Source organism: Nonomuraea sp. WAC 01424 (assembly GCF_003947315.1).
GTDB classification, from domain to species: domain Bacteria; phylum Actinomycetota; class Actinomycetes; order Streptosporangiales; family Streptosporangiaceae; genus Nonomuraea; species Nonomuraea spiralis.
Map to the genome: position 1 here is coordinate 361,939 of NZ_QHHZ01000006.1, position 23,536 is coordinate 385,474.

At 72.7% G+C, this 23,536-nt stretch carries 27 protein-coding genes; 14 read left to right on the forward strand and 13 right to left on the reverse strand.

Going from position 1 to position 23,536, the window contains the following annotated elements; genetic code table 11:
- Positions 1–51 precede the first annotated feature (51 nt).
- Positions 52–1,176, forward strand: coding sequence for a HupE/UreJ family protein (locus tag DMB42_RS19060; protein WP_125636305.1), 1,125 nt, complete (start codon positions 52–54; stop codon positions 1,174–1,176).
- Here DMB42_RS19060 and DMB42_RS19065 read toward each other — a convergent pair.
- Positions 1,133–2,122 (reverse strand): hypothetical protein, encoded by a 990-nt coding sequence (locus DMB42_RS19065; RefSeq protein WP_260477773.1) that lies wholly within the window; start codon positions 2,120–2,122, stop codon positions 1,133–1,135. The genes DMB42_RS19060 and DMB42_RS19065 overlap by 44 nt on opposite strands.
- 75 nt (positions 2,123–2,197) lie before the next feature.
- Here DMB42_RS19065 and DMB42_RS19070 point away from each other — a divergent pair, with 75 nt between their 5' ends.
- Together DMB42_RS19070 and DMB42_RS19075 are read left to right on the forward strand one after the other, a co-directional pair.
- On the forward strand, positions 2,198–2,650 hold the full coding sequence (locus DMB42_RS19070) for a MarR family winged helix-turn-helix transcriptional regulator (RefSeq protein ID WP_125636306.1): 453 nt from the start codon (positions 2,198–2,200) through the stop codon (positions 2,648–2,650).
- Complete coding sequence (locus DMB42_RS19075) at positions 2,647–3,405, forward strand: SDR family oxidoreductase (RefSeq protein WP_125636307.1); 759 nt, start codon at positions 2,647–2,649, stop codon at positions 3,403–3,405. The genes DMB42_RS19070 and DMB42_RS19075 overlap by 4 nt, the downstream gene beginning before the upstream one ends.
- A 64-nt stretch (positions 3,406–3,469) precedes the next feature.
- Here DMB42_RS19075 and DMB42_RS19080 read toward each other — a convergent pair whose 3' ends face one another.
- Complete coding sequence (locus DMB42_RS19080; protein ID WP_125636308.1) at positions 3,470–3,934, reverse strand: ATP-binding protein; 465 nt, start codon at positions 3,932–3,934, stop codon at positions 3,470–3,472.
- Between the two features lie 98 nt (positions 3,935–4,032).
- Between DMB42_RS19080 and DMB42_RS19085 the strand changes: the two genes are divergently transcribed.
- Together DMB42_RS19085 and DMB42_RS19090 are read left to right on the forward strand one after the other, a co-directional pair.
- Positions 4,033–4,371 carry a hypothetical protein gene (locus DMB42_RS19085; RefSeq protein WP_221762233.1) on the forward strand — a complete coding sequence of 113 codons (339 nt, stop codon included), beginning with the start codon at positions 4,033–4,035 and terminating at the stop codon, positions 4,369–4,371.
- Positions 4,364–4,945 (forward strand): TetR/AcrR family transcriptional regulator, encoded by a 582-nt coding sequence (locus tag DMB42_RS19090; RefSeq protein WP_260477774.1) that lies wholly within the window; start codon positions 4,364–4,366, stop codon positions 4,943–4,945. Before DMB42_RS19085 ends, DMB42_RS19090 begins: the two co-directional genes overlap by 8 nt.
- 92 nt (positions 4,946–5,037) lie before the next feature.
- On the opposite strand, the gene DMB42_RS19095 is transcribed toward DMB42_RS19090, so the two are convergent.
- Positions 5,038–5,586, reverse strand: a complete 549-nt coding sequence (locus DMB42_RS19095) for a TetR/AcrR family transcriptional regulator (RefSeq protein WP_221762234.1) — start codon at positions 5,584–5,586, stop codon at positions 5,038–5,040.
- Between the two features lie 93 nt (positions 5,587–5,679).
- Between DMB42_RS19095 and DMB42_RS19100 the strand changes: the two genes are divergently transcribed.
- The gene (locus DMB42_RS19100; protein ID WP_125636311.1) at positions 5,680–6,600 is read left to right on the forward strand and encodes a TIGR03620 family F420-dependent LLM class oxidoreductase; all 921 of its coding nucleotides are present in this window, start codon (positions 5,680–5,682) and stop codon (positions 6,598–6,600) included.
- On the opposite strand, the gene DMB42_RS19105 is transcribed toward DMB42_RS19100, so the two are convergent.
- Entirely contained in the window at positions 6,597–7,169 is a 573-nt protein-coding gene (locus DMB42_RS19105) for a DUF1707 domain-containing protein (RefSeq protein ID WP_185844740.1), read from the reverse strand. The genes DMB42_RS19100 and DMB42_RS19105 overlap by 4 nt on opposite strands.
- 50 nt (positions 7,170–7,219) lie before the next feature.
- Positions 7,220–8,113, reverse strand: coding sequence for a DNA-3-methyladenine glycosylase (locus tag DMB42_RS19110; RefSeq protein WP_125636313.1), 894 nt, complete (start codon positions 8,111–8,113; stop codon positions 7,220–7,222).
- Positions 8,114–8,221: 108 nt separating this feature from the next.
- Here DMB42_RS19110 and DMB42_RS19115 point away from each other — a divergent pair, with 108 nt between their 5' ends.
- The 3 genes from DMB42_RS19115 (at position 8,222) to DMB42_RS19125 (ending at position 10,449) form a co-directional block, all read left to right on the forward strand.
- On the forward strand, positions 8,222–8,446 hold the full coding sequence (locus DMB42_RS19115; RefSeq protein WP_125636314.1) for an antitoxin: 225 nt from the start codon (positions 8,222–8,224) through the stop codon (positions 8,444–8,446).
- Between the two features lie 66 nt (positions 8,447–8,512).
- Positions 8,513–9,688 carry an acyl-CoA dehydrogenase family protein gene (locus DMB42_RS19120; RefSeq protein WP_125636315.1) on the forward strand — a complete coding sequence of 392 codons (1,176 nt, stop codon included), beginning with the start codon at positions 8,513–8,515 and terminating at the stop codon, positions 9,686–9,688.
- 35 nt (positions 9,689–9,723) lie between these two features.
- The gene (locus tag DMB42_RS19125; protein WP_125636316.1) at positions 9,724–10,449 is read left to right on the forward strand and encodes a YqjF family protein; all 726 of its coding nucleotides are present in this window, start codon (positions 9,724–9,726) and stop codon (positions 10,447–10,449) included.
- On the opposite strand, the gene DMB42_RS19130 is transcribed toward DMB42_RS19125, so the two are convergent.
- The 3 genes from DMB42_RS19130 to DMB42_RS19140 are packed head-to-tail and all read right to left on the reverse strand — an operon-like array spanning position 10,440 to position 13,361.
- On the reverse strand, positions 10,440–11,090 hold the full coding sequence (locus DMB42_RS19130; protein WP_125636317.1) for a phosphatase PAP2 family protein: 651 nt from the start codon (positions 11,088–11,090) through the stop codon (positions 10,440–10,442). The genes DMB42_RS19125 and DMB42_RS19130 overlap by 10 nt on opposite strands.
- Complete coding sequence (locus tag DMB42_RS19135) at positions 11,077–11,802, reverse strand: phosphatase PAP2 family protein (RefSeq protein WP_125636318.1); 726 nt, start codon at positions 11,800–11,802, stop codon at positions 11,077–11,079. The genes DMB42_RS19130 and DMB42_RS19135 overlap by 14 nt, the downstream gene beginning before the upstream one ends.
- The gene (locus DMB42_RS19140) at positions 11,802–13,361 is read right to left on the reverse strand and encodes a phospholipase D family protein (protein ID WP_125636319.1); all 1,560 of its coding nucleotides are present in this window, start codon (positions 13,359–13,361) and stop codon (positions 11,802–11,804) included. Before DMB42_RS19140 ends, DMB42_RS19135 begins: the two co-directional genes overlap by 1 nt.
- A gap of 64 nt (positions 13,362–13,425) precedes the next feature.
- On the opposite strand from DMB42_RS19140, the gene DMB42_RS19145 reads away from it, so the two are divergent.
- Entirely contained in the window at positions 13,426–14,301 is an 876-nt protein-coding gene (locus DMB42_RS19145; RefSeq protein ID WP_125636320.1) for a diacylglycerol kinase family protein, read from the forward strand.
- On the opposite strand, the gene DMB42_RS19150 is transcribed toward DMB42_RS19145, so the two are convergent.
- Positions 14,298–15,611 carry an MFS transporter gene (locus tag DMB42_RS19150; protein WP_260477775.1) on the reverse strand — a complete coding sequence of 438 codons (1,314 nt, stop codon included), beginning with the start codon at positions 15,609–15,611 and terminating at the stop codon, positions 14,298–14,300. The two genes, DMB42_RS19145 and DMB42_RS19150, sit on opposite strands and share 4 nt — an antisense overlap.
- 148 nt (positions 15,612–15,759) lie before the next feature.
- Between DMB42_RS19150 and DMB42_RS19155 the strand changes: the two genes are divergently transcribed.
- The gene (locus tag DMB42_RS19155; RefSeq protein ID WP_125636322.1) at positions 15,760–17,259 is read left to right on the forward strand and encodes a cobyric acid synthase; all 1,500 of its coding nucleotides are present in this window, start codon (positions 15,760–15,762) and stop codon (positions 17,257–17,259) included.
- Here the strand turns inward: DMB42_RS19155 and DMB42_RS19160 are convergent.
- Complete coding sequence (locus DMB42_RS19160; RefSeq protein ID WP_125636323.1) at positions 17,229–18,275, reverse strand: 1-acyl-sn-glycerol-3-phosphate acyltransferase; 1,047 nt, start codon at positions 18,273–18,275, stop codon at positions 17,229–17,231. The two genes, DMB42_RS19155 and DMB42_RS19160, sit on opposite strands and share 31 nt — an antisense overlap.
- 39 nt (positions 18,276–18,314) lie before the next feature.
- The gene (locus DMB42_RS19165; protein WP_260477776.1) at positions 18,315–19,127 is read right to left on the reverse strand and encodes a patatin-like phospholipase family protein; all 813 of its coding nucleotides are present in this window, start codon (positions 19,125–19,127) and stop codon (positions 18,315–18,317) included.
- A gap of 109 nt (positions 19,128–19,236) precedes the next feature.
- Between DMB42_RS19165 and DMB42_RS19170 the strand changes: the two genes are divergently transcribed.
- The 3 genes from DMB42_RS19170 to DMB42_RS19180 are packed head-to-tail and all read left to right on the forward strand — an operon-like array spanning position 19,237 to position 21,930.
- Positions 19,237–20,148, forward strand: a complete 912-nt coding sequence (locus DMB42_RS19170; protein WP_125636325.1) for an ABC transporter ATP-binding protein — start codon at positions 19,237–19,239, stop codon at positions 20,146–20,148.
- Entirely contained in the window at positions 20,126–20,917 is a 792-nt protein-coding gene (locus tag DMB42_RS19175; RefSeq protein ID WP_125636326.1) for an ABC transporter permease subunit, read from the forward strand. Before DMB42_RS19170 ends, DMB42_RS19175 begins: the two co-directional genes overlap by 23 nt.
- Positions 20,917–21,930 carry a CdaR family transcriptional regulator gene (locus DMB42_RS19180; protein ID WP_125636327.1) on the forward strand — a complete coding sequence of 338 codons (1,014 nt, stop codon included), beginning with the start codon at positions 20,917–20,919 and terminating at the stop codon, positions 21,928–21,930. The genes DMB42_RS19175 and DMB42_RS19180 overlap by 1 nt, the downstream gene beginning before the upstream one ends.
- Here DMB42_RS19180 and DMB42_RS19185 read toward each other — a convergent pair.
- The gene (locus DMB42_RS19185) at positions 21,921–22,541 is read right to left on the reverse strand and encodes a LysE family translocator (protein ID WP_125636328.1); all 621 of its coding nucleotides are present in this window, start codon (positions 22,539–22,541) and stop codon (positions 21,921–21,923) included. The two genes, DMB42_RS19180 and DMB42_RS19185, sit on opposite strands and share 10 nt — an antisense overlap.
- A 17-nt stretch (positions 22,542–22,558) precedes the next feature.
- Positions 22,559–23,506 (reverse strand): quinone oxidoreductase, encoded by a 948-nt coding sequence (locus DMB42_RS19190; RefSeq protein ID WP_125636329.1) that lies wholly within the window; start codon positions 23,504–23,506, stop codon positions 22,559–22,561.
- Between the last annotated feature and the right edge of the window lie 30 nt (positions 23,507–23,536).

Here is a 23,536-nt window from a genome sequence, read left to right on the forward strand (position 1 = left end):
CGGGCCTGCGCCCGGGGCGGCGCCCTTCCCCCTGACCTGGAGAGACCAGACATGCCTCGCTGGCGCTGGCCGTACGCCGTCGTCCTCGCCGTCATCCTCTGCGGAGCGCTGGCCGACCTGCTGCACCCGGCCCCCGCGGCCGCGCACGACGCCACCACGAAGGCCCACGCCGAGGTGACCGGCACGGCCGCCGACGTCAGGGTCGTGCTCGACCTGGAGTACGACCTGCTCATGAAGTCGGCCTGGCTCTACGCCGAGGCGTACGAGGCCAAGGAGCGCGCCGAGCAGCTCCGGCAGCTCGCGGCCAACCGCGACGCGGTGTTCGGCTACGTCACCCGCCGCTTCGCCGTCGCCCGCGACGACCGGCCGTGCGCCCCCAGCCAGGTGGGCGCGGCGGACGTGCACCCGCGCGGCAAGGCCGCCTTCGCGACGCTGACCCTCGCCTACACCTGCCCGGCGGACGGGGGCGAGGCGGCGATCTCCAGCGCCCTGTTCCCCGACGCCGAGTCGTTCGTCCACAGCACCCAGACGCTCCTGCGCTACGACCTCGACGGCAGCAAGGGCTCGGCCGTCCTGACCGCGCAGAGCCCGACCCTGCGCGTCGGGGAACGCGCGGCCACCGGCCAGATCGGGGAGTTCTTCCTGCTCGGCGTCGAGCACCTCGCCCTCGGCCTGGACCACGTCTTCTTCCTGCTCACCTTGATCATCGGCGCCCGCCGCCCGCGTGACGTCGTGCTCACCGCCTCCGCCTTCACGGTGGCCCACAGCATCACGTTCCTGCTGGCCGCGATGGGCGTCGTGAACGTGCCCAGCCAGATCGTCGAGCCGGTCATCGCCGGGTCGATCGTCGTCGTCGCGCTCGCGAACCTTCTCGGCCGCGACCGGCCGGGCGCCTGGCGGCTGCCGGTCGTCTTCGCCTTCGGCCTGATGCACGGGCTGGGTTTCGCGGGCGCGCTCGACATCCACGAGAGCGGGTCGTGGGAGCTGCTGCTGTCGTTGCTGAGCTTCAACGTCGGGATCGAGGTGACCCAGCTCGCGATCATCGCGGTGCTCTTCCCGCTGCTGGTGCTCCTGCGGCGGACGGCCGCGGCCCGCTGGGCGGTGGCCGCGGTGTCCCTGTCGATCGTGGTGGTCAGCGCGTACTGGTTCCTCGACCGGCTGCCGCTCCCGCTCTGAGCGACCACAGGCGGCCGGCTCCCCAGGCGAGCAGGGCCAGCACGCCGACCAGCAGGTACTCGATGGCCGGGATCCTGACGGCCTCGTTCGTGCCGGCGTCGTCGCCGCGCAGGGCGTACACGGTGAGCAGGGCCGTCGCGTAGCAGCCGGTCAGCACCCAGCGGGCGGCCCGCGACAGGCCCAGGCCGTGCATCTGCGTGATCACGAAGACGCCGAGGAAGCCGAACAGGAACATCGGCCACAACCCGTCCGGGCCGGAGGTCATGACGGCCACCAGCGTGCCGTGGACCACGACGGCCAGCTCCAGCGCCACCGTCCAGTAGCGGTTGGTGTGCGCCCTGGTGAGGAACAGGCTGCCCTGGAGCAGCAGCAGGAACATGTAGAAGAAGCCGATCAGGTGGCCGGGCGTGGACTCGGCCGGGTGGTACCAGAACGTGTAGACCGCGGCCCAGCTGAACAGGTAGCCGTGGTAGCGGCGGGCGAAGTCGACGATCTCCCGCTTGATGGGCGCGGGCCTGCCGAGGAACAGGCCGCGCCGCCGGTTCTCCATGATGAGGACGACGACCAGCAGGAGGATGACCGAGCCCTGGGAGCTGTAGATCGACACGTCCTGGGCAAGGCCGTCGTAGAACAGGTGGGTCTGCAGCGTGTGGAGGGCGATGAATCCGGCGTTGACCGCGAGGGCGACGACGTTGATCGGGTGGAGGCCCGTGGAGTAGCGGCGGACCCGGGTCTGGGCGTAGTGGATCAGCCACCAGAACACGATCTGGTGGGCGGCGTAACCGGCCCAGGCCGACAGCCTGGTCCACACGGTGGGCTCGGGCAGTTTCCAGTAGTACCAGGACGCGCCCTGGTCGGGCAGCAGCACGACGTCGTGCAGCCGCTCGCCCAGCAGCCAGATCAGGCCGGTCAGGACGGCGCTCGCGACCACCCCGGCGACCAGCACGACCTCGGGCCGGACCGCGTCTAACGTTTTCTTTCTATGATGGAATACTTCCACCATAGAAATATAAGGGGTGACATGACGGCGTACGACCTGATGGTCCTCATCCGCCGGCTCAACGTGGAGAGCGACCGGTTCGTCGAGGGATTCGCCGTGGCGCACCGGTCGCACCGGACCGACATGAACGCCTTGGTGGTCATCCTCGACGCCCACCTCGCCGGTCACCCGCTCTCGCCCGGCGAACTGGGGACCGCGCTCAACCTCAGCGCCCCCGCGACCACGGCCCTCCTCGACCGCCTGGAACAGGCCGGCCACGTCGGACGGCGGCGCGACGCCTCCGACCGCCGCAAGGTCGAGGTCGTCATCAACGAGCAGGCCGTCGAACTGGCGGGCACGTTCTTCGCCCCGCTGGTCCGCCACCTCACCGCGGCGATCGACGCGTTCACCCCGGAGGAACGGGAGATCGTCGGCAGATTCCTCGCCGGGGCGATCGAGGCGACCGTGGCGGCCAGGAAGGAGCACGAGGTATGAGCGGGGCCCGTTCGATCGTGATCACGGGCGGCACCCGCGGCCTCGGGCTCGGCCTGGCCCGCTCGCTGGTCGCGCTGGGCCACCGGGTCACCGTGTGCGGCACCGACCCGGACCGCGTGGCCGCCGCGGAGGCCGAGCTGGGCGTGCCCGCCCTCGTGGCCGACGTCACCGACCGCGCCCGCGTCCAGGACCTCTGGGACGAGGCCGTACGGAGGCACGGGCGGGTGGACATCTGGGTCAACAACGCCGGGATCTCCCACCACCGGCTCCCGCTGTGGCGGCTGCCCGCCGGCGAGGCCCGCGCGGTGGTCGAGGTCAACCTGCTGGGGACGGTCAACGGCTGCGCGGTCGCGGCGGCGGGCATGGCGGGGCAGGGCGGCGGCCACATCTGGAACATGGAGGGGCTGGGCAGCGACGGCCGTACCGTGGCAGGTCTCGGCGTCTACGGGGCGACGAAGCGGGCCGTGACGTACCTGACCGGGGCGCTGGCCAAGGAGGCCCCGGACGGTGTCACGGCCGGTCTGCTCAGCCCCGGCATGGTGGTCACCGACCTGCTGACGTACGGCTACTCGGAGGCCGAACGGGAGCGGGCGGGCCGGATCTTCGCGATCCTCGCCGATCCGGTGGAGGTCGTGGCGCCGTGGCTGGCCGAGCGGCTGGTCTCCCGGGCGCGGAACGGCGCCCACGTGCGCCGGCTGACGGCCGCCAAGATCGCCTACCGGTTCGCGAAGGCCCCCTTCGTACGGCGCCCCTGACCCCGTTTGTGCGGCCTGCTCTCCTGTTCGCTCAGCCGTTTGTGCGGCCCGCTCTCCTGTTTGCTCAGCCTTCCTGTTTGCGGATCAGGAATCCGCCCCGGCCGTCGAACTCCACCGCGTACACCGCGTCGAACCCGTCGGACGCACGCGGCCGGCGCAGCCGTCTGAGCGTCGCGAAGACGCCCACCTCCGGGACCCGCGCCCGGCCCATGCGCTCGGCGTTGCGCTGAAGCGAGCTCTTGACGTTGGGCGGGAACCAGTAGGCCACCACGCGCGCGCCGTGCTCCCGGCCGGCCACGATGAGCGGCTGCCACTCCTCGGGTGAGGCGTTGGTGTTGTCCACGGCCACGTTCCGGTCCTCCTCCAGCGCCTCGCGGATCAGCTGGAGCTGGCGGTGCTGGCGGCGGCGGGCGTTGGGGAAGTCGTCCTTGCTCACGTGCGCGTGCGTGGCGGCCAGGCAGCGCCGGTAGAAGGTGGACTTGCCGGAGGCTTGGAGGCCGATGAGCACAGCCACCTCCCGATCGATCATGGTTCCAGCTTATGGGGGTCCGGACCGGACCCGGGCCTGGACAGGCTAACGCCGTTAGCCTAGGGTTGTGGCTAACAGCGTTAGCCATGGAGGACATCATGACCATCGTGACCGTCGGGCGTGTGACCGGCCGAACCGCCTGGGCCCTGCTCGCCGCCTTCTTCCTCGCCTTCCTAGTCTTCGAGGTGGTCAAGCACGGGGGCGCCACGCCGGTCAGCTCGGTGTTGTTCGTGGTGCTGCCGTACGCGACCAGGTTCGGTGGGCCGGCCGTGGTGCACGACCTCGCGCATCGTCCGTGGATCCCGCTGGCCGTACTGGTCGGCTACTCGGTCTCGTCGCTCAACTGGGTGCCGGTCTTCACGGCGGGGCTGGCCTGGATGACGTACGTGGCGGTCGCCCGCGTTCTCGGTCACGGTCCGAGGAGTGCGCGTGGCTGACCTGACGCCGCGCGCGGGGCAGAACGTCGCGGCGGCGCGCGAGCTGGTCGAGGCGGGCGGGGTGGAGGCGCTGACCATGCGCGCCCTCGCCGCACGCCTCGGCATCCGCGCGCCGTCCCTCTACAAGCACTTCCCCGACAAGTCCGCCGTGGAAGCCCAGCTCATCACCCTCGCCCTCACCGAACTGGCCGAAACCTTGGAACGAGCCGAGGCCGGAGGAGCGCCGATGAGGTGCGCCGAGGGCGACGGTGGGGCGGGGGAGCGGGTTGAAGGTGGTGGGTTGAGGGAGCTTGGGCGGGCTTATCGGGCGTACGCGCTGGCTCATCCGCACCTGTATCGCCTGATGAGCGCGGGGCCGTTGCCGCGTGGGCTGTTGCCCGCCGGGGTGGAGGAGCGGGCCGCACTGCCGCTGGTCCGGCTCGTACGCGGCGAGGCGGCCGCCCGGGCCGTCTGGGGGCTGGCCCACGGCCTGGTCATGCTCGAACTCGACGGCCGCTTCCCGCCCGGCGCCGACATCGACGCCGCCTGGGCCGCCGGCCTGTCCGCCTTCACCCCACTCCCGGCCACTGTCTGACTGCCCCACCCAACGGTCACGCCCGTCGTACGGCCACACCGTCGTACGGCCACCCCGTCACCGGGTCGCGCCGTCCGCGGTCCGGGCCGGGGTCAGGGGGTGGGGGTCAGGAGGCCGGTGAGGGTGAGGGTGAGGAGGTGGGTGGCGTGGGCCGGGTCGGGGGTGGCCTGGGCTATGCCGCCGGCCAGTGCGATGAGGTCGGCCGCCTCCACGTCCGCCCGTACGGCCCCCGCCTCCTGAGCCGGCCGCAGCAGCCGCTCGGCGGCGGCGTGCAGGGTCGCCCAGCAGTCCACCCCGGCCGCCTCCGGCGAGAGCATCATCCGCGCGCCGAGCCCCCGGTCGGTCATGGCGTGTGTGACCAGCGCCCGCAGCCAGTCCACCAGCGCCTCGGCGGGCGGCAGCGCCCCGCCCGCCTCCTCCGCCCGCGCGCACAGCCGGGCCAGCCGGCCTTCGTACACGGCCGCGAGCAGTGACTCGCGGGTGGGGAAGTGCCGGTAGAGCGTGCCCGCCCCGACGCCGGCCCGTTTGGCGACCTCGTTGAGCGAGGCGTCGGGCCCCTCCTCGGCGACCACGGCCATGGCCGCCGCCACCAGTTGCTCGTAGTTGCGGCGCGCGTCGGCGCGCATCGCCCGTGCCGGCACTGGCCACTCCCGCGGGTTGAATCGGAGAACTTCTCCGATTATAGTCCCCGACGTAACCGGAGAAGTTCTCCGTATAGACGGGACGGTGACCTCATGACCGGCAACTCTCACGACGACAGGCCCGATCTGGGCAGGGTGGGTGTGTGGACGTTCGCCTTCGACGCCCGTCCGGCGGGCGAGGCGCGCGACGCCGCGGCCGAGATCGAGGAGCTGGGTTACGGCGCGTTGTGGTTCGGGGAGGGGTTCGGCCGCGACTCGGTGAGCCAGTCGTGGCTGCTGCTCTCGGCGACCAGGCGGATCACGGTCGCGGCCGGCATCGCCAACATCGCCCTGCGCGACCCGATCACCATGGCCGCCGCCGAACGCGCGCTCAACGAGGCCCACCCCGGCCGGTACGTGCTGGGCCTCGGCGGCCACCGCGTCAGCGACCAGCCGATCCAGATGGACGGCTACGCGATCCCCAGCCGGGGCCGCGCGGTGACCACGATGGGCGCCTACCTCGACGCCATGGACGCCGTGCCGCTGGCCTCGCCGGCCCCGGAACGTCCGCCGCGCCGCATGCTGGCCGCGCTCGGCCCGAAGATGCTCGACCTGGCGGCCGGGCGCACGCTCGGCGCGCACACGTACTTCGTGACCGTCGAGCACACCGCGCGGGCCAGGGAGGCCATGGGCCCCGACGCGCTGCTGGCCGTGGAGCAGGCCGTCGTGCTGCACCCCGACGCCGCCAGGGCCCGCGAGCTGGCCGGTGAGCACGTCTCCTTCTACCGCACCGGCGCCGCCCACCAGATCGCCAGCCTGCGCCGCCTCGGCTTCGACGAGGACGAGATCGAGCACGGCAGCGACAGGCTGGTGGACGCGATCGTCGCCCACGGCGGCGTCGAGGCGATCGAGCGGCGGGTCCGGGCCCACTTCGACGCGGGCGCGGACCACGTCTGCCTCCAGGTGCTCACCGACCGTCCCGGCGAGCTCCCCCTCGCCGAATGGCGCGAGCTGGCCGCCCTGACGTCCCTCTAGAGGTCAGACGGGAGCGGGTGGCGGTAGCGGACCCAGATGTCGCCGCGGCTGTGACCGGTCAGCCGCAGCACGACGCCGTCGTCGGACGGCGGTTCGACCGGCTTGTCGTGCAGCTGGCCGAGCCCCGGGGAGACCAGTTCGTCGGCCCGTACGTGCCACCCGTGCGGCACCTTCAGATGCAGGTCGCCGAACCACGAGGTGATCCGGACGTGCACCAGCACCTCCCGGTGGAGGCACTCCGCGGCGCGGAAGTCCAGCTTCGCGGTGCCCCAGACGCCGAGCCTGACGTCGATGCGCGGCGGCACCACCCACCGCCCGTCCCGGCGGACCCGCCAGTGTTCGGTGTGCATCGTCAGCACGTCGGAGCCCGGGGCGAGCGCGGAGGAGACGGGCGGCAGGTCGGCGACCAGCGCGCCGAGCTCACCGACCGTCCTGGCCGCGTACGTGCGGTCGATGCGGTCGTGCAGCTCGTCGAGGCTGATGCGTCCTTCGGCGACCGCCTGCCGCAGCCTGGCGGCCACCTGGTCGCGATCGTGGTCGCCGGCCCGGATGCCGGCGTCGTCCGTCATGGCGACCACTCTAAGGATCATCGGGCGGCCGGGCCACGCGCGCGCGGCGCTCAGTCGCCGGCGGCCCGGTAACCGGCCGCGCGGAACAGGAACGAGGCCCACGACCGGTAGGGCCGCCACGACTCGGCGATCCTGCGGTAGGCGCCCGCCGGCGCGTCCTCGGGCAGCCCGTACGCCTCGCGCAGGATCGCGAACAGCCGCGGCTCGTCGCCGGGGAACGCGTCGGGCGCGCCCGCGCCGCGGATCAGGATCAGACCGGCCGAGAACGGCCCGACGCCGGGCAGCGCGCGCAGCTCGGCCAGGGCCTCCTCGGGGGCGAGCGCGCGCAGGTGCTCAGTGGTGAGCACACCGTCGAGCGCCGCCCTGGCCAGCCCGCGCAGCCACTCCTCCTTCTGCGCGGGCAGCCCGAGCCCGCCCGCGTCCACCAGGCTCATGGGCGGCGGGAACGCCTGGTACGCCTGCCCGTCCACGGTGACGGCCGCGCCGTACCGGTCGGCGATGCGCTGCTTGATCCGCGAGGCGACGAGCATCGACGAGCGTTGTACGATCACCGCCCAGCAGGCCGCCTCCCACGGGCTCCAGAAGCACACCGGACGCAGCCCGGGGCTGAGCCGCTGCACGTCGCCCAGCACCGGGTCGGCCGCGCCGAGCTCGGCGAAGCCGCCGGCGTCCACGTCGAGGGAGAGGATGCGGGCCACCTCGCCGCGGATCGCCGGACCGGTGGCGCGGGTGGTGGTGACCGCGACCCCGCCGGGAGCGGCGGTCACGCTCACCCCGATCGGCAGCCAGTCGGACTCGGCGCAGTAGGCGAAGCGCAGCGTCCGCCCGTCGGAGGGCAGCGCGCTGGTGGCCGGCCAGTCCTCGACGAAACGCAGCGTCGCGCCGAAGTCGTACGGGCCCTCCGCGTCGAGCCTGAACCCGTGTGTGGTGGTGGGCGTGGTCATGGGCCGTATGGTAGGCGGCCCCCGTGGCGGCCGGGACGCTCCGTGTGGTCCGGACCGCGAAGGGTAGGGCTAGCGCTGGCCAATCGCACACGTACGGGGGAGACAGGCATGAGTGCACAGGACTGGGTCAAGAAGGCCGAAGAGCTGGCGAAACAGCACCCGCAGCAGGCTGACCAGTTGCTCGACCGGGTCGAGGACGAGATCGAGGAGCGTACCGGCCACAAGTTCGACGAGCAGGTCGAGCAGGGCACGGACGCGGTGCGGCGCAGCTACGGCGGCAGCGGCGAGCGGGAGCGCAAGCAGGCCCGGCCGAAGGGCGACCAGCAGAAGTGAACCCCCGGGCGCCCGTCCCCGTCCCAGGGGACGGGCGCCCGCCGCGCCGGGGAGGGACGCGACACCATGTCCGAGCTGCTGACCGGGGACTTCTACGAGTTCGAGCACCTGCTCTCCGCCGACGAGCGGGACATCCTGCTGCGGGTGCGCACGTTCCTGCGGGAGAAGGTCGTGCCCGTCGCCAACGACTGCTGGGTGCGTGCGGAGTTCCCCCTGGAGCTGGTGAAGGGCTACGCCGACCTGGGCATCGCGGGCCTGGCGCACCCCGAATGCCCGGGGCCGAGGCCGAGCGGCCTGCTCAGCGGCTTCCTCGCCCTGGAGATGGCGCACGCCGACGCCTCGATGGCCACCTTCTTCGGCGTGCACACCGGGCTGGCCATGGGCAGCATCGCCGAGTGCGGCTCGGCCGAGCAGCGGCGGCGCTGGCTGCCCGCGATGAGCAGGATGGAGAAGATCGGCGCGTTCGCGCTGACCGAGCCGACCGGCGGCTCCGACGTGGCCGCCGGCCTGCGCACCACGGCCAGGCGCGAGGGCGACACCTGGGTGCTCGACGGCGCCAAGCGCTGGATCGGCAACGGCACGTTCGCCGACCTCATCGTGGTGTGGGCGCGGGACGCCGCCGACGGGCAGGTCAAGGGCTTCGTGGTGGAGAAGGGCACCCCCGGCTGCACCGCCACGAAGATCGAGAACAAGATGGCGCTGCGTACCGTCCAGAACGCCGACATCACGCTGACCGGCTGCCGGGTCCCCGAGGCCGACCGGCTGCAGAAGGCCGGCTCCTTCCGCGACACCGCGCGGATCCTGCGCCGTACCCGCAGCGGGGTCGCCTGGCAGGCGGTGGGCATCATGATCGCCGCCTACGAGATCGCCCTGGACTACGCGAAGGAACGCGAGCAGTTCGGCCGGCCGATCGGCTCGTTCCAGCTCGTGCAGGATCTGCTGGTCAGGATGCTGGGCAACGCCACCGCCTGCTGCGGCATGGTCGTCCGGCTGGCCCAGCTCCAGGACGCCGGCGTCTACCGGGACGAGAACTCCGCCCTGGCCAAGGCGTACTGCACGACGCAGATGCGCCAGGTCGTGGGCTGGGCGCGGGAGCTGCTCGCGGGCAACGGCATCCTGCTCGACTACGACATCGCCAGGTTCGTCGCCGACGCCGAGGCGATCTACTCCTACGAGGGCACCAGGGAGATCAACACCCTGATCGTCGGCCGGGCCGTGACCGGGTTGGGGGCCTTCGTCTGACATGATCGGCGGCCGTGGCGGGTAGACGCCGCGGCATGAGAGCCCCGGTGTCCCCTCGCGTCGCCCGGCCGGTGATGTACCAGCGCTGGTCGCGGACGACCTTCATGCACTGGCGCTATCCGCCCGGAACCGTCCAGCGGTTGCTGCCCGACGGGCTCACGGCCGAGACGTTCGACTCGACGGCCTGGGTCGGGCTGGTGCCGTTCGTCATGGAGGACGTCGGGGTCCCGGGGTTGCCGCGGATGCCCGCCTTTCCCGAGACGAACCTGCGGACCTACGTCCGCGACGACCGGGGCCGCAGCGGCATCTGGTTCCTGTCCCTGGACGCCGGGACGCTGCCCGCCCTGCTCGGGGGCCGTGCCGGGTTCTGGCTGCCGTACCACTGGGCGCGCATGTCCGTACGGTCCGAAGGCCCCCTCCTGCGTTACCGGAGCCGCCGCCGCTTCGGCGGGGTCCGCTGCGACGCCGACGTGACCGCGGGCCCGCCGTTGACCGCCGCCGGGCGCGACGAGCTGGCCCATTTCCTCACCGCCAGGTTCCGTCTGTTCAGCGTCGTCGCCGGGCGCCTGGCCGCAGCCGAGGTCGAGCATCCACCGTGGCCGCTGCACCACGCCCGGCTGGACGCGCTGGAACAGGACCTGACCGACGCCGCCGGGCTGCCCGCGCCGGACGGGCCGCCCCTCCTCCACGGCTCTCCCGGCGTTCCCGTGCGCGTCGGCATGTGGCGGCGGGGGCCCCGCGGCGCGGGCCGTCAGGGGTGATCCGGGGAGCGGCGCAGGATCGAGCGGGCGGCCACCACCACGCAGAACACCCCGAGCAGCAGCCCCCATGTCACGTCCGTGAAGAAGTGCATGCCGCGGTAGAGCCGGGAGAAGGCCACGATCAGCGGCGCCGCGACCCCGACCGCCCAGATGGCCACCCGCGGCGCCCGGCCGCGTACGTGCGTGCTCAGCACCAGGGCCATCCCGCAGTAGAACGCGACGGCGGCGCTGACGTGCCCGGAGGGGAAGCTGGAGGTGGGCGGCGCGGGGTCGAGGTGGGGAACCGGCGGCCGGCTCCGGCCGACGGGCTCGGTGGTGGCCAGGAAGACCAGCGACTGGCCCCACACCGCCGCGATCAGGAACACCGACTCCAGCCAGCGTTTGAGGACCAGCCGGAAGACGATCGCCGCCACCGCAGTGAACGCCACGACGTACGGCGTGTCCGACAGGCTGGTGCCGTAGTCGGTGAGCGTGTTCCACGGCGGCGTGCGGATCGAGGCCAGGCCCTTGCTCAGGGCCACGTCGCCGGGCTGGGGCACGCCGACGACGAGCAGCCCCATGCCGTACGTGACGGCGCCCATCAGCGCCAGGGGTAACACCAGCGACAGCGCGTAGTACCGGACCTGCTCAGCTCTGCTCATCGGGCACCTTCAGCGGCTCGGGTTCCAAACCTTCGGACAGCGGCGCGGTGGGCCTGCGGCCCGTGTCGCGGCGCCACGTCTCGAACGCCGCCGCCGCGGCCGCGATCACCGCCACGCCCAGCACGATCCCCGCCACGACGTCGCTCACCCAGTGCACGCCGAGGGCGATCCTGGTGAAGCCCACCGACACCACCACGAACCAGGCCAGCGTCCAGGCGAGCCGCCGTCCCCGCCGGGGCAACTGCGGCAACAGGAGCAGGGTGACCACCCCCGCGCCGAGGGTCACGTTGACCGCGTGGCCGGAGGGGAAGGAGTCGCCGGGGGCCAGCGCGACGGGATCGGGCAGGTGCGGACGCACCCGCGCGACGAGGATCTTCAGGCCGAGCCCGATCAGGCCGCCCGCGGTCACGGTCGCGATCGCCCACAGGGCCAGCCGGCGCCTGCCCCGCACCAGCAGCCACACGGTGAACGCGCCGACCGCGACCCGCCACGGCCACGGGCCGAACAGATCGGTCCAGACGATGAGCACCCTGGTCACGCCCGGATGGGCCAGCGCGTACGCGTGCAGCTCGCGGGCCACCCCGGAGTCCAGCCGGTTGAGCGGCATCTTGGCGACGACGAGCAGCAGGAAGAACGGGATCATGATGAGCGCGGCGGCGAACGCCGCGACCGTCAACCTCGGTCCCAGCCTGCGGAACGGGAACGTGGTCATCAGAACCTCCGCGATCTCCGGAGCCGCGGCGGCCGGCCGTCGGGGTCGACGGCGAACCGGTAGAGCGGCATGGCCATGGCCCTGCGGACCCAGGACAGACCGGGCGCGGGGTGCGGACGTAACCGGCCGGGCGGGCGCGGGCCCCGGCGGCCGGCCGAGTGCCACGCCTCCAGCCGGTCCGCCGACTCCGCGAACGCGTCGAACGCCGCGACCGGGTCGCACAGCTCGTCCAGGCCCGCCTGCGACTCCTCGTCCAGGTGCTCGGACATGAGCGTCAGCCGCAGGTCGCGGGCGAACTTCAGGGCGCCGTACGGCGGGCGCGGGTCCTCCCGTTCGTCCAGGACCGCGCAGCTCAGCTCGGAGTCGTACGTCCACGAGCGCAGGTTGACGTTGTCCGACCCGACCGAGGCCCACAAGTCGTCCACCACGCACACCTTGGCGTGCACGTAGACGGGCGTGCCCTGGTGGTTCTCCAGGTCGTAGACCGCCACCCGGTCGCCGCCGGCCCGCGTCAGCCGGTTCAGCGCCTCGACCCGGCCGATCAGGCTCGCGGGGCCGGCCAGCCAGCCGTCCTGGTCGGGGTGGCGCGGCACCACGATGATCATCCGCAGCTCCGGCTCGCGCTCCAGCGCCCGCGCGAACGGCTCGATCACGTCCGTGGACCACAGGTACTGGTCCTCCAGGTACACCAGCGACCGGGCCCGGCCGAGCACCTTGTGGTAGGCGTGCGCGATGCTGCGCTCGCCGTCGGGCGCGAACGGGTAGGCGCTGTGCCGGGCGGGGTAGGTGCGCAGGATCTGCACGTGGTGGGTGCCCGCGCGCGGGGGCGGCGGGCCCGGCTCGGGCAGAGGGGGAGCGTCGTCCAGCTTGCTGACGTGGTCGCGCAGGCGGCGCAGCGGGTCCCTGGTCTCGGGGGCCGGGTCCTCCCAGCGCTCGCAGAAGGTCTTCTCCACCTCGGCGACCGCCGGTCCGCGGATGGCGAGCTGGAGGTCGTGCCAGGGCGGGCGGGGGCCGTACACGCCGGGCATCGGGCAGGGCTGCGGGTCGCCCAGGTGGCGGGCGTCGTCGCGGCGGCTGTGGCACAGGTCGATGCCGCCGACGAAGGCGACGTCCGCCGAGGGGTCGCGGTCGTGGCGGATGATGACGAACTTCTGGTGGTGCGAGCCGCCCGGCTTGGTCCGCGTGTCGAGCATCGCCTGCCCGTGCGCGTCCTCGATCTCCTCGCCAAGGTGCCGGTTCTCGGCCGAGCTGAAGCGCAGCCGGTCCAGGTGCGAGCGCCAGATGAGGCCCCTGACCACGACGCCGCGCTTCGCGGCGGCGCCGAGTGCCGCGCCGACCGTGGGGCCGTCGTCGGTCAGGCGTTCGTCGGGGTCGCCCCGCCAGTCGGCGAACAGCAGCAGGTCGTCCTCGCGCAACGCCTCCAGGCGGGTACTCAGCTCCGCGAAGTACGTGGAGCCGTGGACGAGCGGGCGTACGTCGTTGCCGCTGGACCAGGCGTCGAGCTCGGTGGCCCGGTTGTCGCGTTCCTCCTCGGTGAGGAACCAGTCCTGGATACGCATTCGGCCACCGCTACCCGCTCGAAACCTACTCATAACCCTGCAAACCTCGGGTAGTGCGGGAGGCGTGTCCCCCACCATCGCGGTTGTCGCTCATCGTAAGAAGATCCTCGGCGCGGGCCTCGACCGGCTGCGCGTGCTGCTCAGCGAGCAGGACGTCGGCGAGCTGATCTGGCACGAGGTGCCCAAGAGCAGGAAGGCGCCCAAGAAGGTGCGCAAGGCCCTCGACGCGGGCGCGGAGCTGGTGTTCGTCTGGGGCGGCGACGGCATGGTGCAACGGTGCGCCGACGCCATGGCCGGGTCCGGCGTCCCGATGGCGATCCTGCCCGCCGGGACCGCCAACCTGTTCGCCACGAACCTGGGCATCCCCATCGACCTGGAGGAGTCCGTACGGATCGGCTTCCGGGGCCGGCGGGCCGAGCTGGATCTCGGCCTGCTCAACGGCGAGCACTTCGCGGTCATGGCCGGCGCCGGGTTCGAGGCCGAGATGATCGCCGAGGCCGACGGCAAGGCCAAACGGAAGCTCGGCAAGCTCAGCTACGTCAAGGCCGCCGTCCGGCACGTCGGCGGGCCGCTGGTGCCGATGACGGTGAAGGTGGACGGCGCCACCTGGTTCGAGGGGGAGGCGAGCTGCCTGCTGCTCGGCAACGTGGGCACGATCGCCGGCGGGATCGAGGCGTTCGACGACGCGCGGCCGGACGACGGCTGGCTGGAGGTCGGCCTGTCCACGGCCAAGGGGCCGGTCCAGTGGGCCAGGGTGATGGGCAGGATGGCCGCCGGGCGGTCGGAGGACTCGCCGTTCGTCCGCATCACCCGGGCCCGCAAGGTGTCGGCCCGGTTCGGGTCACCGCTGACGTACGAACTGGACGGGGGCGACCGCGAGGCCACCACCAGGATCAAAGCCGAGGTGGCCCCGGGCGCGCTGACCGTCTGCCTGCCCTAGGCGGCGCGGGCGGCGTCCATCACCCGCTTGGCGTCGCGCTCGAAGGAGGCACGGGCCCCGAGCGTCAGGAGGCCGCCCACGATCATAGGTACGACCAGCAGGTACATGCCGCCGATCAGCGAGCCGAACTGGTCGGAGGCGATGCCGACGACGAGCGAGCCGAACGCGCCGGCCGCCGTGATGAGCAGTTGCAGGACGGCGAAGCCGAGCCCGCGGGCGGCGGCCGGGACGACGTCGGCCAGGCAGGCCGTCATGTTCGGGATCGCGATCGACATCAGCGAGCAGGCCAGCAGGACCAGCGCGGTCATGGCGCCGATCGAGTCCATGGCGAGCGCGCCGGCCAGCACCGCCGCGCCCGCCGTGATGCCGCCGCCGCCGGCCAGCAGCCTGCCGCCCTTGCGGGTGCCGTGCCACTTGCGGCCCAGCCAGGAGCCGGCGAGGGTGCCGGCCAGCGTGCCGGCGATGGTGACCAGGCCGCTCAGCGAGCCGGCGGCGCCGACGCCGACGCCGTAGCCGCGGACCATGAGGGTCGGCAGCCAGTAGAAGATCCCGGCCAGCCCGAGGGTGAGCAGGCCCAGCCCGACGCAGACGAACAACAGCGTCGGGATGCGGACGACCTGCCCGAACTGCTGCCAGAAAGGCGCCTTGGGCTGCTCGGCGGGCTGCGAGGCGGGCTGTTCGGCGGGGGCGCCGGCCACCAGGCGGTCCAGGTCGCCGCGGCCCGGCTCGCGCAGGAACCAGACGAGCACCGCCGTGAGCACGCCGGGCACCACCATGACCAGGAACGCCGTACGCCACGAGAACGCCTCGGCCAGCACGCCGCCCAGCAGCGTGCCGACGCCGCCGAGGTAGGTCGTGACGCGGGTCAGGCCGTACGCCTTGGCCCGGCTGACCGGAGGGTAGTAGTCGGCGAGCAGGCTGCCGGCCGCCGGGTTGTCGATGTTCTCGGCCGCCGCGAGCAGCACCCGCATCAGGTAGAACATCACAAATCCGGTGGCCACGCCCGACCCGAGCGTGGCGACCGCCCAGACCAGGACGACGACCGCGATGATCCGCGTACGGCTGAACCGGTCGGCCAGGAAGCCCGCGGGGAGGGACACGATCGCGGCGGCCAGCGCCGCCGCCGTGGGGATCGAGCCGGCCGCGGTGTCGCTGAAGCCCCACTCCTTCTGTACGAGCGGCAGCACCCCCGACAGCAGGTTGTACTCGATCCGGTCCACGAGCCCGACGATGAAGAGCACGACCAGCGGCGCCCAGCCGAACGGCGCCCGGGTCTGCGCGTCGATGACGCCAGCGCGTGGCGAACCCAACGTCCCGATCATGCCCACCCTTTCCAGTAGAAAAATCTAGAATTACGTTCTAGGCGAACGTTCTAGCCAGAGTGGCAGAAGTCACACGATTCGTAAATGGCCCCTTTCTGGGAAATTTCGCAGTTTGGGGCTCATGTACGGTGATCGCATGAAAGCTGCGCAGGTCACGGGGGCGATGCTGGTCGCCGGAACCACGTCCGACGCGGGCAAGAGCGTGGTGACCGCCGGGATCTGCCGCTGGCTGGCCCGCAAGGGCGTGCGCGTGGCGCCCTTCAAGGCCCAGAACATGTCGCTGAACTCCTACGTCACCGCCGACCGCGGCGAGATCGGCCGCGCCCAGGCCATGCAGGCCCAGGCCGCCGGGCTCGAACCGGTCGCCGACATGAATCCCGTCCTGCTCAAGCCGGGCAGCGACCGCCGCAGCCAGGTCGTGCTCATGGGCGAGCCCGTCGCGGACGTGGACGCCATGGAGTACGGCGCCCTGAAGGACCTCCTGCGCTCGGCCGCCCTGGAGTCCCTGCGACGCCTGCGCGACCAGTACGACGTGGTGATCTGCGAGGGCGCCGGCAGCCCCGCCGAGATCAACCTGCGCCGCGGCGACATCGCGAACATGGGCCTGGCCAGGGCCGCAGGGCTGCCCGTCGTCGTGGTCGGCGACATCGACAGGGGAGGCGTGTTCGCCGCCTTCTACGGCACGGTCGCGCTGCTGGACGCCGCCGACCAGGCCCATGTCTCCGGGTTCGTCGTGAACAAGTTCCGGGGCGCCCGCGAACTGCTCGAACCCGGCCTCGACATGCTGCGCGAGCTCACCGGCCGGCCCGTGTACGGCGTGCTGCCCTGGCTCGACGGCCTGTGGATGGACGTCGAGGACTCCCTCGCGCTGGACTCCCGCCGGGTCGCGACCGGCCGGCCGCTGGGACGACAGACGCTGCGCGTGGCGGTCGTCCGGCTGCCCAGGATCTCCAACTTCACCGACCTGGACGCGCTGTCCGCCGAGCCCGGCGTGGTGGTGCGCTTCGTGACCGACCCGGTCGAACTCGACGACGCCGACCTGGTGGTGCTGCCCGGCTCCCGGGCCACGGTCGAGGACCTGGCCTGGTTGCGGCGCACCGGGCTGGCCGACGCCCTCCTCGCCCGGCGCGGGCCCGTACTGGGGATCTGCGGCGGGTTCCAGATGCTGGGCCGGGAGATCGTGGACGAGGTGGAGTCGCGGGCGGGCCGGGTGGACGGGCTCGGGCTGCTGCCGGTGCGGGTGGAGTTCGCGGCCGGCAAACGGCTCGGCCGGCCCGTCGGGCAGGCGTACGGGGAGCCGGTCAGCGCGTACGAGATCCACCACGGGGTGGCGACGGTCGAGGGCGGCGAGCCGTTCCTGGACGGGTGCCGCGCCGGCGACGTGTGGGGCACGACCTGGCACGGCGCCCTGGAGAACGACGCCTTCCGCCGGGCCTTCCTGGCCGACGTCGCCGACCGGGCGGGACGCGCGTTCGTGCCCGCCCCGGACACCGACTTCGCCCGCCTCCGCGAGGACCGCCTGGACGCCCTGGGCGACCTGATCGAGGCCAACCTGGACACCGACGCCCTGCTGCGAGTGCTCCGCGACGGTCCGGCCCCGGTGCCCTACCTGCCGCCGGGCGCCCCCTCCGCCTGATCCCGGGGCGAACGCCCGCGCTGGGCGGTGATCCAGGCGTCGATCTCCTCCCAATGGGAGTACAGCCAGCGGACCTGCTCCTCGCGGTCACGGGGCACCTCGGACGCGGGCACCCGCCACCACTTGGCCGTGATCCGCGCCGCGTACGGCAGCCTGCGCCACACGTCGCCGATCGTGATGAGGTCGTCGAGGCCGGTGTGCGCGACGAACACCACGTCGGCCCGCGGGCAGGCGCTGATCGCGGCGACGGCCCCGCCGGGCCGGGGCGGCAGGAGGTGGTCCATGCCGCGTGCCCGCTCCGCCTCCTCGGCCAGGCCCTTCTCCTCCAGCCGCCGGATCGCCAGCCGGCGGCGGCGCGGGGTGAAGTTGCCGCCCTCGGGGAAGATCACCAGCGCGTCCCGGTCGTCCATGGTCGCCGCGAGCCGCCGGATCTCCTCGATCACCCGCCGGCGGCCGGACCGGCGCGGCACGAAGGCGTTCGGCAGGCGGTTGATCACGACGTCGAGCGACGGGTCGTACTGGAGGGCGGCCTTCATGACGATGCGGGGGCGGCGTTCGTACAGGGATAAGAGGTGATAGATCAGCAGGAAGGAGTCGCCTGGGCCGGCGTGGCGGGAGAGCACCACGATCGGGCGGCTCAGCCGGGCCGCCTGCTCCTGCGCGGTGGGCGGGGGCTCCTCGACGTCCAGGGTCAGCCGGAAGATGCGCACGGCCGCCGCGTACACCTTCGACAGGAACCACCGGATCAGCGCGTAGTGGCGCTCCTGGTGCCGGGCCCGCCCGAACGCGCCCGACAACCACAACCCCAGGCAGGTGATGAGCACCGCCGACTCCAGCGTCAGCCACGCCACCCCGAACCAGACGAACCGCAGCCCCCTGCGCTGCGGCGGCGGCAGCCGCAACGAGGCCCCGAACGTGACCGCGAGCCACAACGGCAGCGTCACCAGCATGAACACGGTGACCACGATGACGAGCGGAGCCAGGACGATCCGGCGCACGATACGCGGGGGGAGCAACGGCGGCCTCCCTGGGTCAGCGTCCCTGAGGTCGGGCCTTCATCCTCCTCTTGTCCGCAGATAGCGGGAAGAAGCCTCGTAGGCCCGGTCGATGTAGGTGGATATCTGGGACAGGTCCCGGTAGCGCAGAGGTGACAGCGGCTCGGTGGCCCCGGCCGGCAGCACGTGCACCTCCACCCCCGGCGGCAGCGTGGCCATCTCCTCGGCGAACCGGTGGCGGCGGGCGATCTCGAACGCCACCATCCCCACCTCCCAGAACCGCCTGGGCGCGGTCAGCGGCCGTTCGATCCGGCCGACGTGCAGCACGTAGACCCGTTCGGCCCCGAGCCGCACGGCCCGGCCGACGGGGATGCTGTGCACCAGCCCGCCGTCGAAGAAGTGCTCCCCGCCGATCGCCACGGGCGGCAGCAACCCCGGCACCGCGCACGAGGCCAGCACCGCCTCCACCAGCGGCCCGCTGCTGAACCAGTGGGCCGCGGCCAGCCCGACCGAGGCCGCCACGCACTGGAACGGCACCTCCAGCTCCTCGATCAGCTCCGTGGGCACCGTCGCGGCCAGCACCTCGCGCAGCGGACCGTTGGAATGCAGATGGGTGCCGGTCCTGGCCAGCGTGGACAGCCGGGCCACCCACGACCCGGCGAACGCCGTGCGCACGACGTCGGACCGCCACAACGAGGTCAGCCGGGCGACCGCCCGCGCGGGGTCGGCCGCGACCAGCGCGCCGTTCAGCGCGCCCACCGACGTGCCGACGACCAGGCCGGGCCGGATGCCGAAGTCGTCGAGAGCCCGCAGCATGCCCACCTCGTGCGCGCCGAGCACGCCGCCGCCACCGAGCACGAACGCCGTCTCCACGCATCCCACCCTGCCGCATCTCCGTTGCCGTGTCCCGGAAGGCAACCGGGCCGCGACGCTGCCGACATCGGCCAGTGACCCGGCGGGGTGCCGGCGGGACGATTCCGGCATGACAGCAGCGGTTCAGGCCGAAGGGCTGACCAAGTACTACGGCGACCGGCGCGGGCTCGAAGACCTCACGCTGGAGATCCGGCCCGGCGAGATCTTCGGCTACCTCGGTCCCAACGGCGCCGGCAAGACCACCACGATCAGGTTGCTGCTCGACGTGATCAGGCCCACCCGCGGCTCGGTGCGCGTGCTGGGCGAGGACCCGCGTACGGCCGCCGTCCGCTCCCGGGTCGGCTACCTGCCGGGCGAGCTCGCGCTCGAAGGCCGCGACCAGGCCCTCGACTACCTGCGTTTCCTCGGCCGGGTCCGCGGCGGGGTGCCGGGCAGCCGCATCGAGGCGCTGGCCGAACGGTTCGACGCCGACCTGTCGGTGCCGATGCGCAAGCTCTCCAAGGGCAACAAGCAGAAGGTCGGGCTGATCCAGGCGTTCATGCACGAGCCGGAGCTCGTCATACTCGACGAGCCGACCAGCGGGCTCGACCCCCTCGTCCAGCAGGAGTTCCTGGCCCTGGTACGGGAGGTGCGCACGGCCGGCCGGACCGTGCTCATGTCCTCGCACGTGCTGGCCGAGGTGGAGAGCGTCTCCGACCGGGTCGGCATCGTCCGCCGGGGCCGCCTGGTGGCCGTGGAGAACGTGGCGGCGCTGCGCGAGAAGGCCGTACGCCGGATGGAGCTGCACTTCGACGCCCCGGTGCCGCGGTCGGCGTTCGAGGGCCTGCCGGGCGTGCGCGACCTGCGCGTCGAGGGGGCCAGCGTCCGGTGCACGATCGACGGCCGCCCGGACGCCCTGGTCAAGGCCGCCGCCCGGTTCACCGTGGTGCACCTGGTCAGCGCCGAGCCCGACCTCGAAGAGATCTTCCTGACCTACTACAGCGAGGAGGAACGGCACCGTGATCGCCAGGAGTCTGCGTGACCACCGGCGGGCCCTGATCTGGTGGACCGTCGGCATCGGCACGTTCATGGCCCTCTACATCAGCCTCTTCAGGAGCTTCAGCGAGGACCCGACGACGTTCAACCAGCAGGCCCTGGCCAAGTACCCCGGCCCGCTCAGGGACCTCATGGGCGGCATGCCGGACCTGGCCTCCGGCGTCAACTTCCTCCAGACGGTCGTCTACCAGCTCTTCGTCCCGATGTTGTTCGTCGTGCTCGCCACGATGCTGGCCAACCGGGCGATCGCCCAGCCGGAGGAGGCCGGGACGCTGGAACTCGTCGTCACGCTCCCGGTGGACCGCAGGCGGCTGGTCCTCCAGCGGTTCTGCGCGCTGGCACTGGCGCTGCTGGCGGTGTTCGCCGTCACGCTGGCCGTGGCGTGGGCGGCCGGGGACGCGGCCGGGATCGGGGTGCCGTTCGACCGCGTCCTGGCCGCGCACACCGGCGTGCTGCTGCTCGCGCTGTTCTTCGGCGCCGTGGCCCTGGCCGTGGCCGCGGTCACCGGCCGCAGGATGATCGCCTCGTCCGTCGTCGGCGTGTGGGCGGCGGCCGGGTACATCGTCGTCACGCTCGGCCGCAACGTGGCGGCCATCTCGTGGCTGAAGTGGGTCTCGCCGTTCCACTACTACGCCGAGGGGCGGCCCCTCTATGAGGGCCTGCCGGTCGGGGACTACCTTGTGCTGGCGGGAGCGACGGCCGTGCTCGTGCTCACCGCGATCCTGTCCTTCGACAGGCGTGACGTAGGAGTGTGATGGTGCTCCCCGAGATGCCCGCCGACCTGCTCGGCGGGCATTGTCAGGCGCTGGCCGCCGCCGCGACCGGGCGCCTGCCCACGCGCGCGGCGCTCGACGCCTGCCGCGCCGACGGCACGCGCGCCGCCGAGCGGGGCGTCCCGCTGCGGACGCTGGTGGACGGCGCGCTCGCCGCCGCCGAGGGCCTGCCGGACGTGCTGCCCGCGCTGCGCAGGACCGTCTCGGCGCTCATGGAGGGGTACGAACTGGCCCAGCTCGCCGCCATCAGGGGCGAGGAGACGGCCCGCAGGGAGTTCGTCGACGACCTGCTCCAGGGACGGGCCGAGCGGCTGGCCGAGCGGGCCGAGCACTTCGGGCTCCGGCTGGCCGAGTCGTACGTGGTGGCCGCCGCCCGCGGGCTGCGCGAGGGCGACCAGGACCGCATCGAACGCGACCTGATCGCCCGGTTCGGCTCGCACAACGTGCTGGTGGCCGTGCGCGAGGGGCTGCTGGTGTGCGTCGTGCCCGCCACGCTGCCCGCCGCCGTGGGGGAGTTCACCCATCACGTACGCGCCCGCTTCCCGCCCGGCTGGCGGGTCGGCGTGGGCCGGGCACATCGGGGGCCGGGCGGTGTCGTGACCTCGTTCAGGGAGGCGGGCGGCGCGCTGGAGCTGGCCGACGCGCTGCGGCTCGACCTCGACGTGGTCAGGGCCGCCGACCTGCTGGTCTTCCCCGTGTTGCTGCGTGACCGGGGCGCGATCGAGGACCTGGTGACCAGCGTGCTGAGCCCGCTGCTCCGGGCGAGGGGCGGGCACGAGCCGCTGGTCGAGACGCTGGAGGCGGTCTTCGCCGCGCACGGCAACCAGGCGGCGGCGGCCCGCAGGCTGGGGATCAGCCCGCGGGCGGTGACGTACCGGCTGGAACGTATCCGGCGGCTGACCGGCTTCTCGCCCGACGACCCCACCCAGCGTTTCACCCTGGAGACCGCGGTGCTGGGCGCGCGCCTGCTGGAGTGGCCCTGGGATCAGTCGTGAAGGGCGAGCCGCAGCCCGAACCCGACGATGACCACGCCGGTCACCCGGTCGAGGACCCGCCGTACCCGGGCCGACTTGAGGACGTCGCTCATCAGCGAGGCGAACCCGATCAGCACCGCGCTCCACACCAGCCCCTCGGCCACGTGCACCCCGGCCAGCAACAGGCCCATCAGCGCGTGCGGCGCCCCGGCCGGGATGAACTGCGGCAACATCGCCACGTAGAAGGCCCCGACCTTGGGGTTGAGCAGGTTCGTGAGCAGCCCGCGCCGGAACCCCTTCCCGAACCCGAACGCCCGCTGCCCGGCCTCCTCCTCACCGGCCGCGCCCTTGGCCAGCAGCATGCGCACCCCCATCCACACCAGGTACGCCGCCCCCGCCCAGCGCAGGACGTCGTAGGCCGTCCGCGAGGCCGCCAGCAGCGCCGACAGCCCCGCCGCGGTGAGCACGCCCCAGGCGAGCGTGCCGAGCTGGATGCCCAGCACCACCCCCCAGGCCGCCCGCCTGCCCACGAGCAGCGACGTGCGCAGGGTGAGAGCCGTGTCGAGCCCCGGGGTGAGCGTCAGGAGCGCGACGACGGCAGCGAACGACCAAACTGCCGTATTGATGTCCACAAAGGGCGAGCGTAGCGCTAGGGGATGAGCAGCAGTTTTCCGGTCGTACGCCGGGCGGCCAGGTCCTCGTGCGCCCTGCCCGCCTCGGCCAGCGGGTACCGCTGGGACACGGTGATCCTGAGCTGCCCCGAGGAGATCCAGCCGAACAGGTCGGCGGCCCGCCAGAGAAGTTCCTCGCGCTCGGCGATGTAATCGACGAGCGTGGGCCTGGTGAGGAAGAGCGAGCCGGCCCGGTTGAGCGCCTGCGGGTCGACCCGCGGCACCGGGCCGCTGGCCGCGCCGTACAGGGCCATGAGGCCGCGCGGGCGCAGCGCCTTCAGGCCGCCGTCGAAGGTGGTCTTCCCGACGCCGTCGTAGACGACGTGGACGCGGCCGCGCAGCTCGTCCCCGAAGTCCTCGTAGCTCAGCACCTCGTCGGCCCCGGCCGCGCGGGCCAGCTTCTCCTTCTCGGGCGTGGAGACCGTGCTGTAGACCTTGGCGCCGCGGAGCTTGGCGAGCTGGATCAGCAGCTGACCCATGCCCCCGGCCCCGGCGTGCACCAGCACCTGGTCACCCTCCTTGACCTCGTACGTGGAGTGGGTGAGGTAGTGGGCGGTCATCCCCTGCAACATCGTCGCCGCGGCCATCTCGGCCGGCACACCGTCGGGCACCGGCACCAGCCGGCCGGCCGGCACCACGGCCTTCTCCGCGTAGCTGCCCAGCACGCCCGCCCAGGCCACGGTGTCCCCGACGGCCACCTCACGCACCCCGGGGCCGACGGCCGAGACCACTCCCGCCCCCTCCGACCCGATCGGGCTGGGCAGGGAGAGCGGGTAGGCGCCGGAACAGTGGTAGATGTCGATGAAGTTGACGCCACTGGCCGCGACGTCCACCACGACCTCCCCGTCACCCGGCGCCGGGTCGGGACGCTCGACGTACTCAAGAACCTCTGGACCGCCCTGGGCGGAGACGATGATGGCATGCATGCCCCCAGTCAACTCCGCCCGTGACCATCA

Excerpts from the sequence above, each read along its gene's own strand:
- DMB42_RS19060 (WP_125636305.1), top strand. The coding sequence starts at position 52 with ATGCCTCGCTGGCGCTGGCCGTACGCCGTCGTCCTCGCCGTCATCCTC.
- DMB42_RS19070 (WP_125636306.1), top strand. The coding sequence starts at position 2,198 with ATGACGGCGTACGACCTGATGGTCCTCATCCGCCGGCTCAACGTGGAG.
- DMB42_RS19075 (WP_125636307.1), top strand. The coding sequence starts at position 2,647 with ATGAGCGGGGCCCGTTCGATCGTGATCACGGGCGGCACCCGCGGCCTC.
- DMB42_RS19080 (WP_125636308.1), bottom strand. The coding sequence starts at position 3,934 with ATGATCGATCGGGAGGTGGCTGTGCTCATCGGCCTCCAAGCCTCCGGC.
- DMB42_RS19085 (WP_221762233.1), top strand. The coding sequence starts at position 4,033 with ATGACCATCGTGACCGTCGGGCGTGTGACCGGCCGAACCGCCTGGGCC.
- DMB42_RS19100 (WP_125636311.1), top strand. The coding sequence starts at position 5,680 with ATGACCGGCAACTCTCACGACGACAGGCCCGATCTGGGCAGGGTGGGT.
- DMB42_RS19105 (WP_185844740.1), bottom strand. The coding sequence starts at position 7,169 with ATGACGGACGACGCCGGCATCCGGGCCGGCGACCACGATCGCGACCAG.
- DMB42_RS19110 (WP_125636313.1), bottom strand. The coding sequence starts at position 8,113 with ATGACCACGCCCACCACCACACACGGGTTCAGGCTCGACGCGGAGGGC.
- DMB42_RS19115 (WP_125636314.1), top strand. The coding sequence starts at position 8,222 with ATGAGTGCACAGGACTGGGTCAAGAAGGCCGAAGAGCTGGCGAAACAG.
- DMB42_RS19120 (WP_125636315.1), top strand. The coding sequence starts at position 8,513 with ATGTCCGAGCTGCTGACCGGGGACTTCTACGAGTTCGAGCACCTGCTC.
- DMB42_RS19125 (WP_125636316.1), top strand. The coding sequence starts at position 9,724 with ATGAGAGCCCCGGTGTCCCCTCGCGTCGCCCGGCCGGTGATGTACCAG.
- DMB42_RS19130 (WP_125636317.1), bottom strand. The coding sequence starts at position 11,090 with ATGAGCAGAGCTGAGCAGGTCCGGTACTACGCGCTGTCGCTGGTGTTA.
- DMB42_RS19135 (WP_125636318.1), bottom strand. The coding sequence starts at position 11,802 with ATGACCACGTTCCCGTTCCGCAGGCTGGGACCGAGGTTGACGGTCGCG.
- DMB42_RS19140 (WP_125636319.1), bottom strand. The coding sequence starts at position 13,361 with ATGCGTATCCAGGACTGGTTCCTCACCGAGGAGGAACGCGACAACCGG.
- DMB42_RS19155 (WP_125636322.1), top strand. The coding sequence starts at position 15,760 with ATGAAAGCTGCGCAGGTCACGGGGGCGATGCTGGTCGCCGGAACCACG.
- DMB42_RS19170 (WP_125636325.1), top strand. The coding sequence starts at position 19,237 with ATGACAGCAGCGGTTCAGGCCGAAGGGCTGACCAAGTACTACGGCGAC.
- DMB42_RS19180 (WP_125636327.1), top strand. The coding sequence starts at position 20,917 with ATGGTGCTCCCCGAGATGCCCGCCGACCTGCTCGGCGGGCATTGTCAG.
- DMB42_RS19190 (WP_125636329.1), bottom strand. The coding sequence starts at position 23,506 with ATGCATGCCATCATCGTCTCCGCCCAGGGCGGTCCAGAGGTTCTTGAG.